Origin of the sequence: Acidovorax sp. 69 (assembly GCF_002797445.1) — a bacterium.
GTDB lineage: Bacteria > Pseudomonadota > Gammaproteobacteria > Burkholderiales > Burkholderiaceae_C > Acidovorax.
On sequence record NZ_PGEP01000001.1, the window covers coordinates 2650818 to 2664250 of the forward strand.

A 13433-nucleotide genomic window follows, 5' to 3' on the forward strand; every position below is an offset into this window, starting at 1 on the left:
TACTTGCAACGCCAGATCTGAGGCGGCAACTTGTCGGTATTTCCGACGAGTTGCACCCAATGAAGACGTTTTCTCTACACAACGTGGTGAGAATTGAGAGCGGTTCGATCATTTTTTCGGACGGCGTTTGATGCTGTTTTCCAGTGCCTTGAGTTCAGCCTCGTCCTGCCGGTCAGTTTGCATGGCTTCTTGCTGTTTGCGGCGCTGGTCAAAGTCTTGGTACAGCGCCTCGGTTTTGGATTCCATCTGCGCGTGGCTGATGGCGCCCGCGTGCGCGAGCAGGGGGAAACCGTTGGTGCTGATGATCTGGTCCACGTTTTGCCGCCAAAATACCATGCGGATCTCCTGGCGGCTCTTGGTGCGCAGCTCTGCTGTTTCCAAAAAGATCACCACCAGTCGGTTCAAGGTGTCAATCTCGTCCTCGGACAGGTAATTTTTGGCCACCAGAATGTCCTGCTTGCGCACCTGCGCGCCCTTCCAATGCTGCAGGCCAAAGTTGGGATCGTTGCGGTCGGCCCGGGCGGTGACCAGTTCGGCTGCCGTCTTTTGCGTGACCGCGTAGAGCAGCTGGTTTTGCACGGTGGCAAAAAAGGTCTGCGTGGCCTGGTCGGTCTTGTCGTAGTCACTGGAGAGCGCAAACAGGTCGCGGACCTTTTGGTAAAAGCGCTTTTCCGAGGCCCGAATGTCCCGGATGCGCGCCAGCATCTCGTCAAAGTAGTCCGGGCGGCCGTCGGGGTTCTTTAGCCGCTCATCGTCCATCACAAAACCCTTGACCAGATACTCCTTGAGCACAGTGGACGCCCAGCGGCGGAACTGCACCCCGCGCGGCGAGCGCACGCGGTAGCCCACGGACAGGATGGCGTCGAGGTTGTAGTGCGCCACGTGGTAGTTCTTGCCGTCTGCGGCAGTTATCAACCGTTGGTTGACAACTGAATCTTGGGCCAACTCTTGCTCAACGAAGATAGCTTTGAGGTGCTTGGCAATGTTCTGCTTGCTGGTCTGGAACAACTCCGCCATCTCCAACTGACTGAGCCACACAGTGCCCAAATCAACTCGCAGCTGAATCTGGCTCTTACCATCGTCAGAGGTGTAAAGAATAAGGCCGCTCATACTGTTGCCGGTAATGGTGCGACAGTGGGTTTTTGCGAACCCGCAACTGCGGTAAGGCGGAATGCATAGCGGTTAAGGAAAACATGGAGAATTTCCCGAAACATTTTTTTATCAGTTGCTGTAATGGATTCCGACTCGAATACTGAATATTTCGCGTGACTTCGCACGTTCAGAAAACGCGCATAAAGTGCCTTCTTCGGAAGACCTTCAAAGCAAGTTGAAATGTGTTGGCGGCCAAAAAAAATAGCCGTCTTCTCAAGAATACTTCGCAGTGAATTGAAATGGTATTGCGAGATCTTTCCAGATTTCGCAACCGCACGCAGTTCCTCTAACGCTGCAACATGATGTAGAAATGGCGATTCGCTTGTATCTTCAAGCGTGTATGTCTGGGCTTCATTCAACCGGTGAAGAATGTATGCCTTCTTCTTTATGTCGACGTTGCTCTCAGGTGACCTTTTTCCTTTGAGTTCATTAAACATTACATTGAAAAATAGACCGTGGTGCGTAGATACAACGACCTTAAGTTTGTTGTCTTCACGCTTCAGTAAGCTACCGAGGCCAGCAGCAACAGCAATGGTGTTTTGCTCGTCTAAGGAAGAGATGGGATCGTCAATATAGACATACTTCACCCAATCGTAGGGTTGCCCCTTATCCGCTTCAATGGCCAACTGCAGAATGGCCAAAAAGAAGCACCAAATAAAGATATTCTCTTCACCTCGTGAAATCTTGATGTCCTCAAGACGTCTGCGAATACCTGAAGTCGTCACGTTGCGAAAGAAGCGTATCTCTGCTGCGGCGTAATTGATTCTGAAATCAAAGTCTACATATTGATGCAGAAGAGGTCGGACCTGATCTTCAATACCCATACCATCCAGTCCATCGAAGAAATGAGACTCAGCCTTGAACTTAATCCTGCGATCCTTGTCTTCATCGAGATCATTGTCCCAATCGAAGAGATCTTCCGTAAAGGCATTGAAGTAAAGCGTATCTCGTTTCTCTTCGTTCTTACCGAGATTCTTAAACTCCATCGACAATCGGGTTTTGCCCACACCGTTGTGTGCGAACACCAGAACGAAGTCATTTTCAGCAACCGCAGTAGTACCTTTGCGCTGAAGTGTCTTCTTGCGCTTCTGAATTCCTTTTAAGTCTTTGCGGAACTTCCGTGCTAAAGATTCCAAAGACCTGAATCTGGTGATGGTGGATGCCTTACTCATACTTCGATGTCATCAATGGACGGGAAAAGTTGCTGCATCAGTCCTTTTTTGTGTTCGGCAAGAAATTCAAGTTTTCGAGCTTCACTACTGATCGAGATATCCAGATTCACTAGCCGCTCCGCAATCTTTCTTTGTTCCGCTACGTCCGGAAAAGCGCTTTCCCAGCTCTCGATCGCCCCCTTTGTGATGTGCATGATTCCAAGTCCGTTTGTGGTCTTGGCTTTCATTCTCTCGGTCTCATGCTCAAGCACGATGAAGAGAAACTGTTTATCGATACTCGGCTGCTCGACGACCTTCCAAATGTGGTAGTGATAAATAGTTTTCTCGCCACGCCAGACACGTGGCCCGAATGATGCAGACCACGCATAAAGAAGGTCGCCATCTTCGCAATATTTCGTTTCATCCAGTTCAAGATTGGAGTGATACCAATTATTGTTAGTGAAAAAATTCCCAACACGCAGTACTTTATATTTTCCGGCTTCGAGAAGCTCTTCCTGTTTGTAAGCTCGCCCGTTGTAAAAATTCGCGGCAGAACCAAGGGTCATTTTTTTCCACTTCCCCGAATCCCGAAACTCAGGAAACCGCAGGCGGGGTTGGGTTTCGCCTTCGCGGGGGAAAAGCTGCTGCATCAGCCCTTTTTTGTGGGTCTTGAGCGCGTCCACTTTGCGGGCTTGCGCGGCGATCAGTTCGTCCAAGGAACGCAGGCAATCGGCGATTTTTTTCTGTTCGTCTGGCTTCGAAAGAGCAAGCGGTACTTCTGCCAAATCAGATGAATTGATTGCGGGGTAGCTTGAACCCGTGCATTTCGCTATTACGCGATCAACGAAACCATCAACATGAACGGCCTGATATAGAAAGTCTGCCGAATCTTTCGCCCTGAGTTGTGCGTATCCAGTAGAGGCAACGTATTCCAAGCCGTCGCTGGCTTTGAAATGAAAGTTGTTGCGTTGATATGGTCGAACAATCTGAAAAATCACATCATCGGGATGCAACAGTCTTTGCGCTCTGCTCGGCGCATCATCTATAGCAATAACCTTGCGCGCAGTCAATTTACCCGCTTCCACTGATTCAAGGTCGATATACACAAACATCGCGGGCAGCGCAGAACTCGAAGGATTTACTTCGCAGGCATCCTTCAGCCTCTTCCGAGACCACCCCTCCGCCCCCCGAAACTCCGGAAACCGCAGTTTAGGCACCAGCAGTGCTTTGTTCTTATTGCTCATACGCACTCAGCCCAGAAATATCCCGCCCCTGCGCGCGCTTGGTCAGCAGCGCCACCAGCTCTGTCATCAGCGCGGTTTCCGCCTGGGCACGGGCTTTCCAGCCCAGCTCCAGCGGGGCCATGAGGTCGCTCAAGGCCTCGCCATCAAAAATCATGCGCTGCAAGATGCCCTCCACAAAGGCTTGCAGAGCGGCGGGGATCAAGCCGTGCCGGGTGGCGATGCTGGCCAGCTCCGCGCTGTCTTTTTCCTTTTTAAACCGGGTGTAGCCGTCGCGGATGGTTTGTTCGCTCAGGCCTTCGCCGGCCTTCAGGGTGTTGATGTAGGCGGCAATGTCGTAGCGCTCGTTCATGAACTTGGCATCACTCTGGATGAGGCCAATGAGCTGCTCGCGGGTCATCTTCTGCTTGCCCGGCCCTTGGCTAGAGAAGCGGTGCATCAGGCCCATGATGTAGTCGTAGTCGATCACCGCGCTGGCAAATAGCACAAATTCAAAGTCGAGCTGGTCTACCTCGGCGCTGGCTGCGCCGGTGTCGCCCTTGCCTTGCTGGGCCTGTTGCGCTTTGAGGCGCTGTGCTGTCTCCAAGTAGGCCCCGCGAAATGCTTGCAGGTTTTCTGCGGGCAATATCTGTTCGATGGCTGTAGTGTTGTCAGCCGTGAGGTCGGTGTATTGGTCTAGCTGGGTTTTCAGGCGCTGCACTTCTTTGAAGTGGCTGATAAACGCAGCGCGGGCATCGTCGCCCTTGAGGTTGTGCACGGCCTCGGGCGCGCAGTTGAGGCCCTGACTTTGCATGAAGTCAGCCAGCTTGGTGACCGCAGCGTCTAGCTTTTCAATCACCACAGGGGCTTTGTCCACCAGCCAGATTTCGCGGGCCTGTTCGCTGGTCTTCTCGCCCGAGAACAGGGCAATGGCGGCATCTACGTTGTCTTGCTGGTTGCGGAAGTCGAGGATGTTGCCGTAGGGCTTGGTGCCGTTAAGCACGCGGTTGGTGCGCGAGAAGGCCTGTATCAAGCCATGGTGCTTGAGGTTTTTGTCTACATACAGGGTGTTGAGGTATTTGCTGTCAAAGCCGGTGAGCAGCATGTCCACCACGATGGTGATGTCGATCTTTTGGGCGGCGGGCAGGTCGGCATTGGGCCACTGCTGGTCTTTGATGCGTTTTTGCACGTCCTGGTAGTACAAGTCGAACTCGCTGATGCTGTGACTGGTGTTGTAGCGGGTGTTGTAGCTGGCCAGGATGGCTTTGAGGGCGGCTTTTTTGCCCTCGGGGTCTTCTTCGTTGTCCTGCTTTTCTTGCGGCAGGTCTTGCTGCAGTTGCTTGACATCGGCATCGCCCTCGGCGGGGGGCGAGAACACGCAGGCGATGTTGAGCGGCACAAAGTCGGGGTCGGCTTCTTGTTTGGCTTTTTGCAGCTCGGCAAACAGGCTGTGGTACTCAATAGCATCGTTAATGCTGGCGGTGGCCAGCACGGCATTGAAGCGGCGATTGGCAGTAGCCGTGTCGTGCTTGGCGAGGATTGCCTCTATGACGGCCCGCTTTGCCAGCGGCTCGCCGGGCTTGGGGGCCGTGGCCTTCTTGGTCTTAGCTTCTGCCTTGCCTTCTTCTTCCTTGGGCTTGAAGTAGTCCACATGGAAGCGCAGCACGTTGGCGTCTTCAATGGCGTGGGTGATGGTGTAGGCGTGCAGCTGCTTTTGGAAGATGTCTTCGGTGGTGCGCAGGCTGGCCTGTTCGTCCACGATCTGAGTGCGGGTGGCGTTGGCCTCAAAGATGGGGGTGCCGGTAAAGCCAAAGAGCTGAGCCTTGGGGAAGAACTCTTTGATGGCGTCGTGGTTGGCACCAAACTGGGAGCGGTGGCATTCGTCAAAGATGAAGACCACGCGCTTCTCGCGCAGCGGCTCCAACTGCTCTTTGTAGGTGGCGCGGCCATCCCTTTTTTGCTGCTGGTTGCGGTGGCTGGTTTCATCCAGCGCCAGGCCCAGCTTTTGGATGGTGGTGACGATGACCTTGTCGGCATAGTCGTCAGACAGCAGGCGGCGCACCAGGCTGGCGGTGTTGGTGTTTTCCTCTACGCAGCCTTCTTGAAAGCGGTTGAACTCTTCGCGGGTCTGGCGGTCCAGGTCTTTGCGGTCCACCACAAACAGGCATTTCTCCACGTCGGGGTTGTCCTTGAGCAGGGTGGATGCCTTGAAGGACGTGAGCGTTTTGCCGCTGCCGGTGGTGTGCCAGATGTAGCCGTTGCCGCTGTTGTGGTGGATACAGTCCACGATGTGTTTGACGGCGTACACCTGGTAGGGCCGCATCATCAGCAGCTTTTGCTCAGAGGCCACCAGCACCATGTAGCGGGCGAGCGTTTGGCCTAGCGTGCATTTGACGAGGAAGCTGTCGGCAAAGTCGTCCAGGTGGGTGATCTTTTTATTCGCCTCATCGGCAAACTGGTAGATGGGCAAAAAGCGCTCGTCGGCGTTGAACGCGAAGTGGCGCGCGTTGTTGTTGGCAAAGTAGTAGGTGCTGGCCCTGTTGCTGACGATAAACAGCTGCAAAAAGCACAGCAGCGTTTTGCTGTAGCCATTGCCGGGGTCGTTTTTATAGTCAACGATCTGCTCCATGGCCCTGCGAGGGTTGATGGTGAGCGTTTTCAGCTCTACCTGCACGCACGGCACGCCGTTAATGAGGATCAGAACGTCAAACCGATGGTGGCTGTTGTCGGTATTAATGCGCAGCTGGTTGACCACCTCAAAGGTGTTTTTGCACCAGTCTTTAATGTTGACCAGGGTGTAGTTCAGCGGCGTGCCGTCTTCGCGGGTGAACGAATTGATGCTGCGCAGGGTCTTGGCGGCGGTGAAAACGTCGGGGGTGACGATTTCGTCCAGCAGGCGGGCGAACTCGCCGTCTGACAGGTTGACTCGGTTCAGGGCTTCAAACTTCTCACGGAAATTTTTCTCAAGCGAGGCACGGTCGCGAATGTCGGCGCGGTATTCGTATTTCAGGCCCTGCAGCTTGCCGATGAAGCCGTATTCAATCTGCTGTTCCTTGACGGCATGAATCGGAGCGCCGGGCGCGGGGGCGTAGGTGGGCGTAGATGGAGGCATGGTTTTGCGAAAGCGGTACCGACTAACTTTGGGCTATTCGATAGATGTAGAGCACCGGAGATTGTGACGCCTCGGGCGGCCTCCCTCGCGCCCTTGAAGGCGCCATCCGCGATGACGGCGGAGTCGCCGTTCTGCGGAACCCACCTCTAAGGCAAATTCTCCCGAAAAATCACCTGGCTCCGCGTCGTCTCCACCCCACTCGTCGGCTCCCGCCCATCCCGCACATTCGCAAAAATCCGCACGCAGTTCATCACCGCGCCCTGCGGGTTCTGGGTGATCACTGCATCCATCGTTCCGTCGATCAGCAGCGCCCGCGTATCCGGCGTGAGGCCGTGGCCGATGAACACGATCTTGCGGTCTGCGCCCGCCTCTTTCAGCGCCCGGCCAATGCCTTCGGCCCCGCCGCCGATGTTGTAGATGCCTGCCAGGTCGTCGTGCTGCTCCAGCAGCGCGCGGGCTTGGCGGTAATTGCGTTCGGCGTCGTCCTGGCCTTCGCGCACGCCCACCACCTGCACCAGGGGGAACTGTTCTTCAAACAGGTGCAAAAAGCCCGCCTCGCGCTCCTCGTGGGCGCGGTAGCGCAATGAGCCAACAATCATCGCCACATGCGCCTTGCGGCTGTGGGCCAGCGGGCCCATGAAGCGGGCGATCAGGTAGGCGGCGGTGCGGCCTGCGGCGCGGTTGTCCAGGCCCACGTAGGCCACGCGGCGCGAGTTGGATAGGTCTGAAATCAAAGTGACGGTGGGCACGCCCTGCTCTGCCAGCTGGGCCACGGCCTCGCGCACCACGGGGTGCTCCAGCGCCATGAAGGCGATGCCGTCGCAGCGTTTGCCGTAGTGCAGCAGTGCTTTGGCCAAGGCGTCGGGGTTAAAGCTTTCGATGTACGCCGCCTGGCAGCGCACGTTGAACGGTGCCCAGTGGTCTTGCGCGTAGCCGATCACGTCGCCCAGCATTTGCAGAAAGCGGTTGCTGCCCTCGGGGATCAGCACCATCAGGCGCAGGGGCTGGGGTTGCAGCGCTGCGTGCACCTCAGCCTGCGGCAGGTAGCCCAGGGTGGCAGCGGCCTGCAGCACCCGCTGCGCGGTGGCGTTGCGCACGCCCGAGCGCTGGTTCAGCACCCGGTCGACCGTGGCTGTGGAGACGCCGGACAGCTGGGCAATATCGGGGATGCGCGGGCTGCGAGGGGCCTGAACAGGTAATGAGGTGGGTGATTGGGCCATGATTCAATTCCATCAAAAACCATCATCTATTTTGCTGGTATTTGATGGGTTCCGCGGATAGTATCACTGGGCGTTCGATGCTGAAAGGCATCAGAAACCATCAGTAAAAACCCTAGGTTGCAACGGCCAAGACCGATTGCGCAGGAGACAAGACATGCCTGATACCCCCACCCTTGCCGCGTGCCGCGCCCCGGGCTTGCCCGTGCCGTTCGTGCCGTTTGTGCCGTTCGCGACCAGGCGCCCCGCCTGCGTGCGCTGAAGCATCGCCGCCGCGCCCATGCAATACGAGTTTGACTTTGCCAGCGTGCTGGCCAACTGGCCCCAGTTTCTGGAAGGGGCGTGGATGACCATCTTGCTGTCCTTCCCGGCCACGGTGATTGGTTTTGTGGGTGGCACGCTGCTGGCCATTGGGCGGCGCGGCGACACGCGCTGGCTGGCCAAGGCCTGCGGTGTGTATGTGGAAGTGCTGCGCAACACGCCGCTGCTGGTGCAGGTTTTTTTGGTGTTCTTTGGCCTGGCCAGCCTGGGCTTCAAGGTGTCGGCGTTTGCTGCGGCGCTGCTGACGCTGGTGATCAACGTGGCGGCCTACACCTGCGAAATCATGCGGGCCGGTATGGATTCCATCCACAAGGGGCAGATAGAAGCGGCCGAGTGCCTGGGGCTGACGCGCCGGCAGGTGTACTGGCATGTGGTGATTCGCCCGGCGATGGAGAAGGTGTACCCCGCGCTGACGAGCCAGTTTGTGCTGCTGATGCTGGCCTCGTCCATCACCTCGCAAATCTCGGTGGAAGAGCTGACCGCCGTGGCAGCGCGGGTGCAGTCAGAGACCTTCCGCCCGTTTGAGGCTTACATCCTGGTGGCGGTGGCGTACCTAGCGTTGTCGCTGCTGATGCGGCTGGGGCTGTGGGTGTTCGGGCAGATCGTGTTCACGCGCCAGCGCAAATTGGGGAGCGCCAAATGATCGACGGTGGACTGAACTCGTATCACCTGCAGTACCTGTTGTTTGGCGCGCTGTGGACGGTGGGGCTGTCGCTGATTGCGTTTGTAGGCGGCGGCCTGGCCGGGGGCGTGATTGCGCTGTGCCGCGTCAGCCCTATCAAGGCGGTGCGCTGGGCCACGATTGCGTGGATTCAGATCATCCAGGGCACGCCGCTGCTGGTGGTGCTGTTCTTGTGCTACTTCGGCCTGAGCATTGCGGGGCTGGAGCTGCCCGCCATCGTGGCGGCCAGCATTGCGATGATTGTCTATGTCAGCGCCTATCTGGGCGAGATATGGCGCGGTTGCATTGAATCGGTGCCGCGCACGCAGTGGGAGGCGGCCGAGTGCTTGGCGCTGTCGCGCACCCAGCGCATGCGGCTGGTGGTGCTGCCGCAGGCGGTGCGCATTGCCACGCCGCCCACGGTGGGCTTCATGGTGCAGATCGTGAAGAACACCTCGCTGGCGTCCATCGTGGGGTTTATCGAGCTGGTGCGTGCGGGGCAGCTCATCAACAACTCCATTTTTCAGCCCTTTACCGTGTACCTGCTGATCGCCATCGTCTACTTTGCGATGTGCTACCCGCTGTCGGTGTGGAGCCGCAAGCTGGAGCAGCGCCAGCAGTTTGGAAACCGTGGCCCAGCCACTGTGCCTGTGACCACCGCATGAAACGAGAAGACACCATGAACCTCGCCCAAGACGCTGCTGTGCAATCTGTTGCGCACGCTGCTTTGTCTGCACAACAACCACAACAACATCGACAGCAACAGCGCGTGGTCGAACTGAAAGACGTGCACAAAAGCTTTGGCAGCAACCAGGTGCTCAAGGGCGTGTCGTTTGCCATTCCCAAGGGGCAGGTGGTGGCCATCATCGGCAAGAGCGGGTCGGGCAAGAGCACGGCGCTGCGTTGTATTGACCGGCTGGAGATCATCGACAGCGGCACCATCAACGTCTGCGGCCACGCGGTGCACGACCCCGCCATCGACCTGCGCCAGCTGCGCCAGGACGTGGGCATTGTGTTCCAGAGCTACAACCTCTTCCCGCACCTGACGGTGGAGCAGAACGTGACCCTGGCGCCCAAGGCCGTCAAGAACATGCCCGCCGCCAAGGCGCGCGAGATTGCCGCGCGCACCCTGCAGCAGGTGGGCCTGGCCGACAAGGCGCAGGCATACCCCGAGCAACTGTCGGGCGGGCAGCAGCAGCGCGTGGCCATTGCCCGGTCGCTGGCGATGGAGCCGCAGGTGATGCTGTTTGACGAGGTGACCTCGGCGCTAGACCCGCAACTGACCGGCGAGGTGCTGCGCGTGATCGAAGCCCTGGCCCAGGGCGGCATGACCATGGTGCTGGTCACGCACGAGATGGAGTTTGCCGCCCGCGTGGCCGACACCATCATCTACATGCACGAAGGCAAGGTGTGGGAGACGGGCCCGGGCGCGATGCTCAAAAACCCGCAAACCGCCGAGCTGCGCGATTTTCTGTCGCACGGGCTTTGACTGTTGATGCGCCGCTTATCGAGACGACATGAACCCACTAGAACCCACAAGAGCCGTTCACGCTGAGCTTGTCGAAGCGCTGCGCGAGGCTTCGACAAGCTCAGCCCGAACGGAATTTGAGATTTCTACGCGCCCGACCACCCGAGCCCTGCCCCTTTCGATTCACTAGCAAAAACGACCAGGAGACAACACCATGACCACTTCCCTCACCCTCCTCCGCCGCACCCTGTTGGCCGTCAGCGCCGCCGCCCTGTGCGTGCCCGCGATGGCCGAGCTGGCCGACATCAAGTCCGCTGGCAAGCTGCGCGTGGGCATTGACTTTGGCGCGCCGTTTTACGGCTATGTGGACGAAAAGATGAAGCCCGTGGGCTCGGACGTGGAAGCCGCCGAGCTGCTGGCCAAGGACCTGGGCCTGACGCTGGAGATCGTGAACACCACCAACTCGTCGCGCATCCCCAACCTGCTGTCGAACAAGGTGGACCTGATCATCTCGTCGCTGTCGATCACGCCAGATCGCCAGAAGGCGGTGGATTTTTCTATCCCCTACGGCGCTATTCAGGCTGCGGTGGGCGCGCCCAAGAGCATGAAGCTCACCAGCATTGAAGACCTGGCGGGCAAGACCGTGGCCGTGACGCGCGGTGGCCCGCAAGACAAGATCGTGACCGAGCGCGCGCCGCAGGCCAAGGTGGTGCGGTTTGATGACGAATCGGCCTCCATCACCGCCGCCGCCACCGGCCAGGCCGACATCGTGGCGATCACGCCGCCCATCATCGCGGCCATCGCCAAGAAGAACCCGTCGCGCGACTTTGAGACCAAGTTCATTCTGCAGTCGTACCAGCTGGGCGTGGCCATGCGCAAAGGCCAGCCCGAGCTGATGGCCGCCGTGAACAGCTGGATCAAGACCAACCTGGCCAACGGCAAGCTGAACGACATCCATGTGAAGTACGCGGGCGTGCCCATCCCCAAAGAAATCATCGACGGCGCGAAGTAAGCCAATAAGCAAACCAAGCCTGCAACCTGGGCGGCGCCTGTGGGCCCCGCCCGGCTGCGCCCTGCCCTCACGCATCAATACCAAAGGAATTTTTATGAGCCGTCATTTCGGCGCCATCCGCCAACTTGGCTACGTGGTCCACGACATCGAAGCCGCCATGGACTATTGGAGCAAGACCCTGGGCGTGGGACCGTGGTTTTACAACCCCAAGGTTCCGATCAAGAACTACGTGTACCAGGGCGAGTCGTACGAGCCGCACAACTCGGTGGCGCTGGCCAACTCGGGCTACGTGCAGGTCGAGCTGATCCAGACCCGCAACGATGTGCCGTCGATGTACCGCGATTTTTTGCAGGCCGGGCGCACCGGGCTGCAGCACGTGGCGTACTGGACCAGCGACTACGACGCCGACTTGGCACGGCTGACGGCCCAGGGCTTCAAGACGGTGATGAGCGGCGAGGTGGGCGAAAAAGGCCGGTTCGTCTATTTCGACACCGAGTACCACCCGGGCACGGTGATCGAGCTGTCGGAAGTGGCGGGCCCCAAGGGCCGCATGTTCGATTTGATCCGTGCGGAATCGGAAACCTGGGACGGGACGACCGACCCGGTGCGGCCTTTTCCTGATCTGTCGAAGATTTGATTTTTAGGTGCCGATCATCTCAACCCCCAACCGTTCGGGCTGAGCTTGTCGAAGCCTGTTGGAGCTTCATCCGGCCTTTCGACAGGCTCAAGGCGAACGGGGGGCCAGCCAGCCGAGCATTCACGATTTTTAAGCCAAATTGGCATCTAGCGCTTATCCTATAAGCGCTAGCAGCTATCAAAACAGTAGTAAAGCCTTAACCATGTCCCCCAACCGCTTTGAAGCCACCTACCTGATCGAAACCCCGCTGGACCCTGCCCACGTGGCCGAAGTGCTGGCAGGCGAGCAATCGTGCGGCACCTTCACCCGGGTAGAGGGCGAGACCGACGCGCTGCGCGAACGCGCCCGCGCCACGGTGGAATCGGTGGAGCTGCTGGACGTGGCACCGGCCCCCTCGCTGCCCAACGGCTGGATGCAGCGGCGCGGCATGTTCGATACGCCGCAAACCTGGCAGCGCGCCCGGCTGCGCGTGAGTTTTCCGTGCGACAACATCGGCCCCAACCTGCCCACGCTGGCGGCCACGGTGTCAGGCAACCTGTACGACCTGGGCGAAGTCACCGGCCTGCGGCTGGAGTCTATGAAGCTGCCGGCCGAATACCGACGCCAGTTCGACATGCCCCGCCACGGCATCACCGGCACGCGCGCGGTGACGGGTGTGCAGGGCCGCCCGCTCATCGGCACCATCATCAAACCCAATGTGGGCCTGTCGGCCGAAGAAACGGGCGACTTGGCGGGCCGCCTGTGCGCCGCCGGGGTGGATTTCATCAAGGACGACGAGGTGTGCGCGAACCCGGTGCACGCGCCGCTGGCCGACCGGGTGCGCTCGGTGATGCGCCGGGTGCGCGCCCACCAGGACAAAACCGGCAAGTTGGTGATGGTGGCCTTCAACATCACCGACGAAACCGACGCCATGCGCCGCCATGCGGACCTGATTGCGGCCGAGGGCGGCAGCTGCATCATGGTCAGCCTGAACTGGGCTGGTTACTCCGCCGTGCAAACCCTGCGCCGCCACAGCCCGCTGGCGCTGCACGGCCACCGCAACGGCTACGGCGCGCTGTCGCGCCACCCGTTGCTGGGCTTTTCGTTCAACGCCTGGCAGACGCTGTGGCGACTGGCGGGTGTCGACCACATGCATGTGCACGGGCTGCAGGGCAAGTTCTCGCAGACCGACGAAGAAGTGATAGCGTCGGCCCACGACACCCTGGCGCCGCTGTGCGAAGGCCTGGACGACCGGGTGCTGCCCGCGTTCTCCAACGGCCAATGGGCGGGCACTGTGCCCGCCACATGGGACAGCATCCAGTCCAACGACCTGCTGTTCATGTCTGGCGGCGGCATTCTGGCCCACCCAGACGGTGCCGCTGCAGGCGTGGCCAGCCTGCAGCAGGCGTGGGACGCGGTGCAAAAGGGCGAGACGCTGGCAGAACGTGCCGTGCACGCGCCCGAGCTGCGCCGCGCCATCGACTTTTTCGGCAAGAAATAAAT

11 protein-coding genes are annotated in these 13433 nt (G+C 58.9%); 6 read left to right on the plus strand and 5 right to left on the minus strand.

Annotated elements, in window-relative coordinates; translation table 11 throughout:
- Positions 1-108: 108 nt before the first annotated feature.
- The 5 genes from CLU85_RS12130 to CLU85_RS12150 all read right to left on the minus strand — a co-directional run bounded on the left by CLU85_RS12130 (position 109) and on the right by CLU85_RS12150 (position 7855).
- Positions 109-1038, minus strand: a complete 930-nt coding sequence (locus CLU85_RS12130; RefSeq protein ID WP_232727942.1) for a virulence RhuM family protein — start codon at positions 1036-1038, stop codon at positions 109-111.
- 68 nt (positions 1039-1106) lie between these two features.
- The gene (locus CLU85_RS12135) at positions 1107-2324 is read right to left on the minus strand and encodes an AAA family ATPase (RefSeq protein WP_100410481.1); all 1218 of its coding nucleotides are present in this window, start codon (positions 2322-2324) and stop codon (positions 1107-1109) included.
- A complete protein-coding gene (locus tag CLU85_RS12140) occupies positions 2321-3547 on the minus strand; it encodes a restriction endonuclease subunit S (RefSeq protein WP_100410482.1) in 1227 nt (408 codons plus the stop codon). The genes CLU85_RS12135 and CLU85_RS12140 overlap by 4 nt, the downstream gene beginning before the upstream one ends.
- On the minus strand, positions 3537-6635 hold the full coding sequence (locus tag CLU85_RS12145) for a type I restriction endonuclease subunit R (RefSeq protein WP_100410483.1): 3099 nt from the start codon (positions 6633-6635) through the stop codon (positions 3537-3539). Before CLU85_RS12145 ends, CLU85_RS12140 begins: the two co-directional genes overlap by 11 nt.
- Before the next feature lie 146 nt (positions 6636-6781).
- Positions 6782-7855, minus strand: coding sequence for a LacI family DNA-binding transcriptional regulator (locus CLU85_RS12150; protein WP_100410484.1), 1074 nt, complete (start codon positions 7853-7855; stop codon positions 6782-6784).
- A gap of 277 nt (positions 7856-8132) precedes the next feature.
- Between CLU85_RS12150 and CLU85_RS12155 the strand changes: the two genes are divergently transcribed.
- The 6 genes from CLU85_RS12155 (at position 8133) to CLU85_RS12180 (ending at position 13431) form a co-directional block, all read left to right on the plus strand.
- Positions 8133-8816 (plus strand): amino acid ABC transporter permease, encoded by a 684-nt coding sequence (locus CLU85_RS12155; protein ID WP_100410485.1) that lies wholly within the window; start codon positions 8133-8135, stop codon positions 8814-8816.
- Entirely contained in the window at positions 8813-9499 is a 687-nt protein-coding gene (locus tag CLU85_RS12160) for an amino acid ABC transporter permease (protein WP_100410486.1), read from the plus strand. The genes CLU85_RS12155 and CLU85_RS12160 overlap by 4 nt, the downstream gene beginning before the upstream one ends.
- A 14-nt stretch (positions 9500-9513) precedes the next feature.
- Positions 9514-10323: an amino acid ABC transporter ATP-binding protein gene (locus CLU85_RS12165; protein ID WP_304528984.1), complete on the plus strand. Its 810-nt coding sequence runs from the start codon at positions 9514-9516 to the stop codon at positions 10321-10323.
- A gap of 193 nt (positions 10324-10516) precedes the next feature.
- Positions 10517-11314, plus strand: a complete 798-nt coding sequence (locus tag CLU85_RS12170) for a transporter substrate-binding domain-containing protein (protein WP_100410487.1) — start codon at positions 10517-10519, stop codon at positions 11312-11314.
- 94 nt (positions 11315-11408) lie between these two features.
- Complete coding sequence (locus tag CLU85_RS12175) at positions 11409-11951, plus strand: VOC family protein (protein WP_100410488.1); 543 nt, start codon at positions 11409-11411, stop codon at positions 11949-11951.
- A 202-nt stretch (positions 11952-12153) separates the two neighbouring features.
- Complete coding sequence (locus tag CLU85_RS12180; RefSeq protein WP_100410489.1) at positions 12154-13431, plus strand: ribulose-bisphosphate carboxylase large subunit family protein; 1278 nt, start codon at positions 12154-12156, stop codon at positions 13429-13431.
- Positions 13432-13433: the final 2 nt, after the last annotated feature.

Excerpts from the sequence above, each read along its gene's own strand:
- CLU85_RS12135 (WP_100410481.1), bottom strand. The coding sequence starts at position 2,324 with ATGAGTAAGGCATCCACCATCACCAGATTCAGGTCTTTGGAATCTTTA.
- CLU85_RS12140 (WP_100410482.1), bottom strand. The coding sequence starts at position 3,547 with ATGAGCAATAAGAACAAAGCACTGCTGGTGCCTAAACTGCGGTTTCCG.
- CLU85_RS12145 (WP_100410483.1), bottom strand. The coding sequence starts at position 6,635 with ATGCCTCCATCTACGCCCACCTACGCCCCCGCGCCCGGCGCTCCGATT.
- CLU85_RS12150 (WP_100410484.1), bottom strand. The coding sequence starts at position 7,855 with ATGGCCCAATCACCCACCTCATTACCTGTTCAGGCCCCTCGCAGCCCG.
- CLU85_RS12155 (WP_100410485.1), top strand. The coding sequence starts at position 8,133 with ATGCAATACGAGTTTGACTTTGCCAGCGTGCTGGCCAACTGGCCCCAG.
- CLU85_RS12160 (WP_100410486.1), top strand. The coding sequence starts at position 8,813 with ATGATCGACGGTGGACTGAACTCGTATCACCTGCAGTACCTGTTGTTT.
- CLU85_RS12165 (WP_304528984.1), top strand. The coding sequence starts at position 9,514 with ATGAACCTCGCCCAAGACGCTGCTGTGCAATCTGTTGCGCACGCTGCT.
- CLU85_RS12170 (WP_100410487.1), top strand. The coding sequence starts at position 10,517 with ATGACCACTTCCCTCACCCTCCTCCGCCGCACCCTGTTGGCCGTCAGC.
- CLU85_RS12175 (WP_100410488.1), top strand. The coding sequence starts at position 11,409 with ATGAGCCGTCATTTCGGCGCCATCCGCCAACTTGGCTACGTGGTCCAC.
- CLU85_RS12180 (WP_100410489.1), top strand. The coding sequence starts at position 12,154 with ATGTCCCCCAACCGCTTTGAAGCCACCTACCTGATCGAAACCCCGCTG.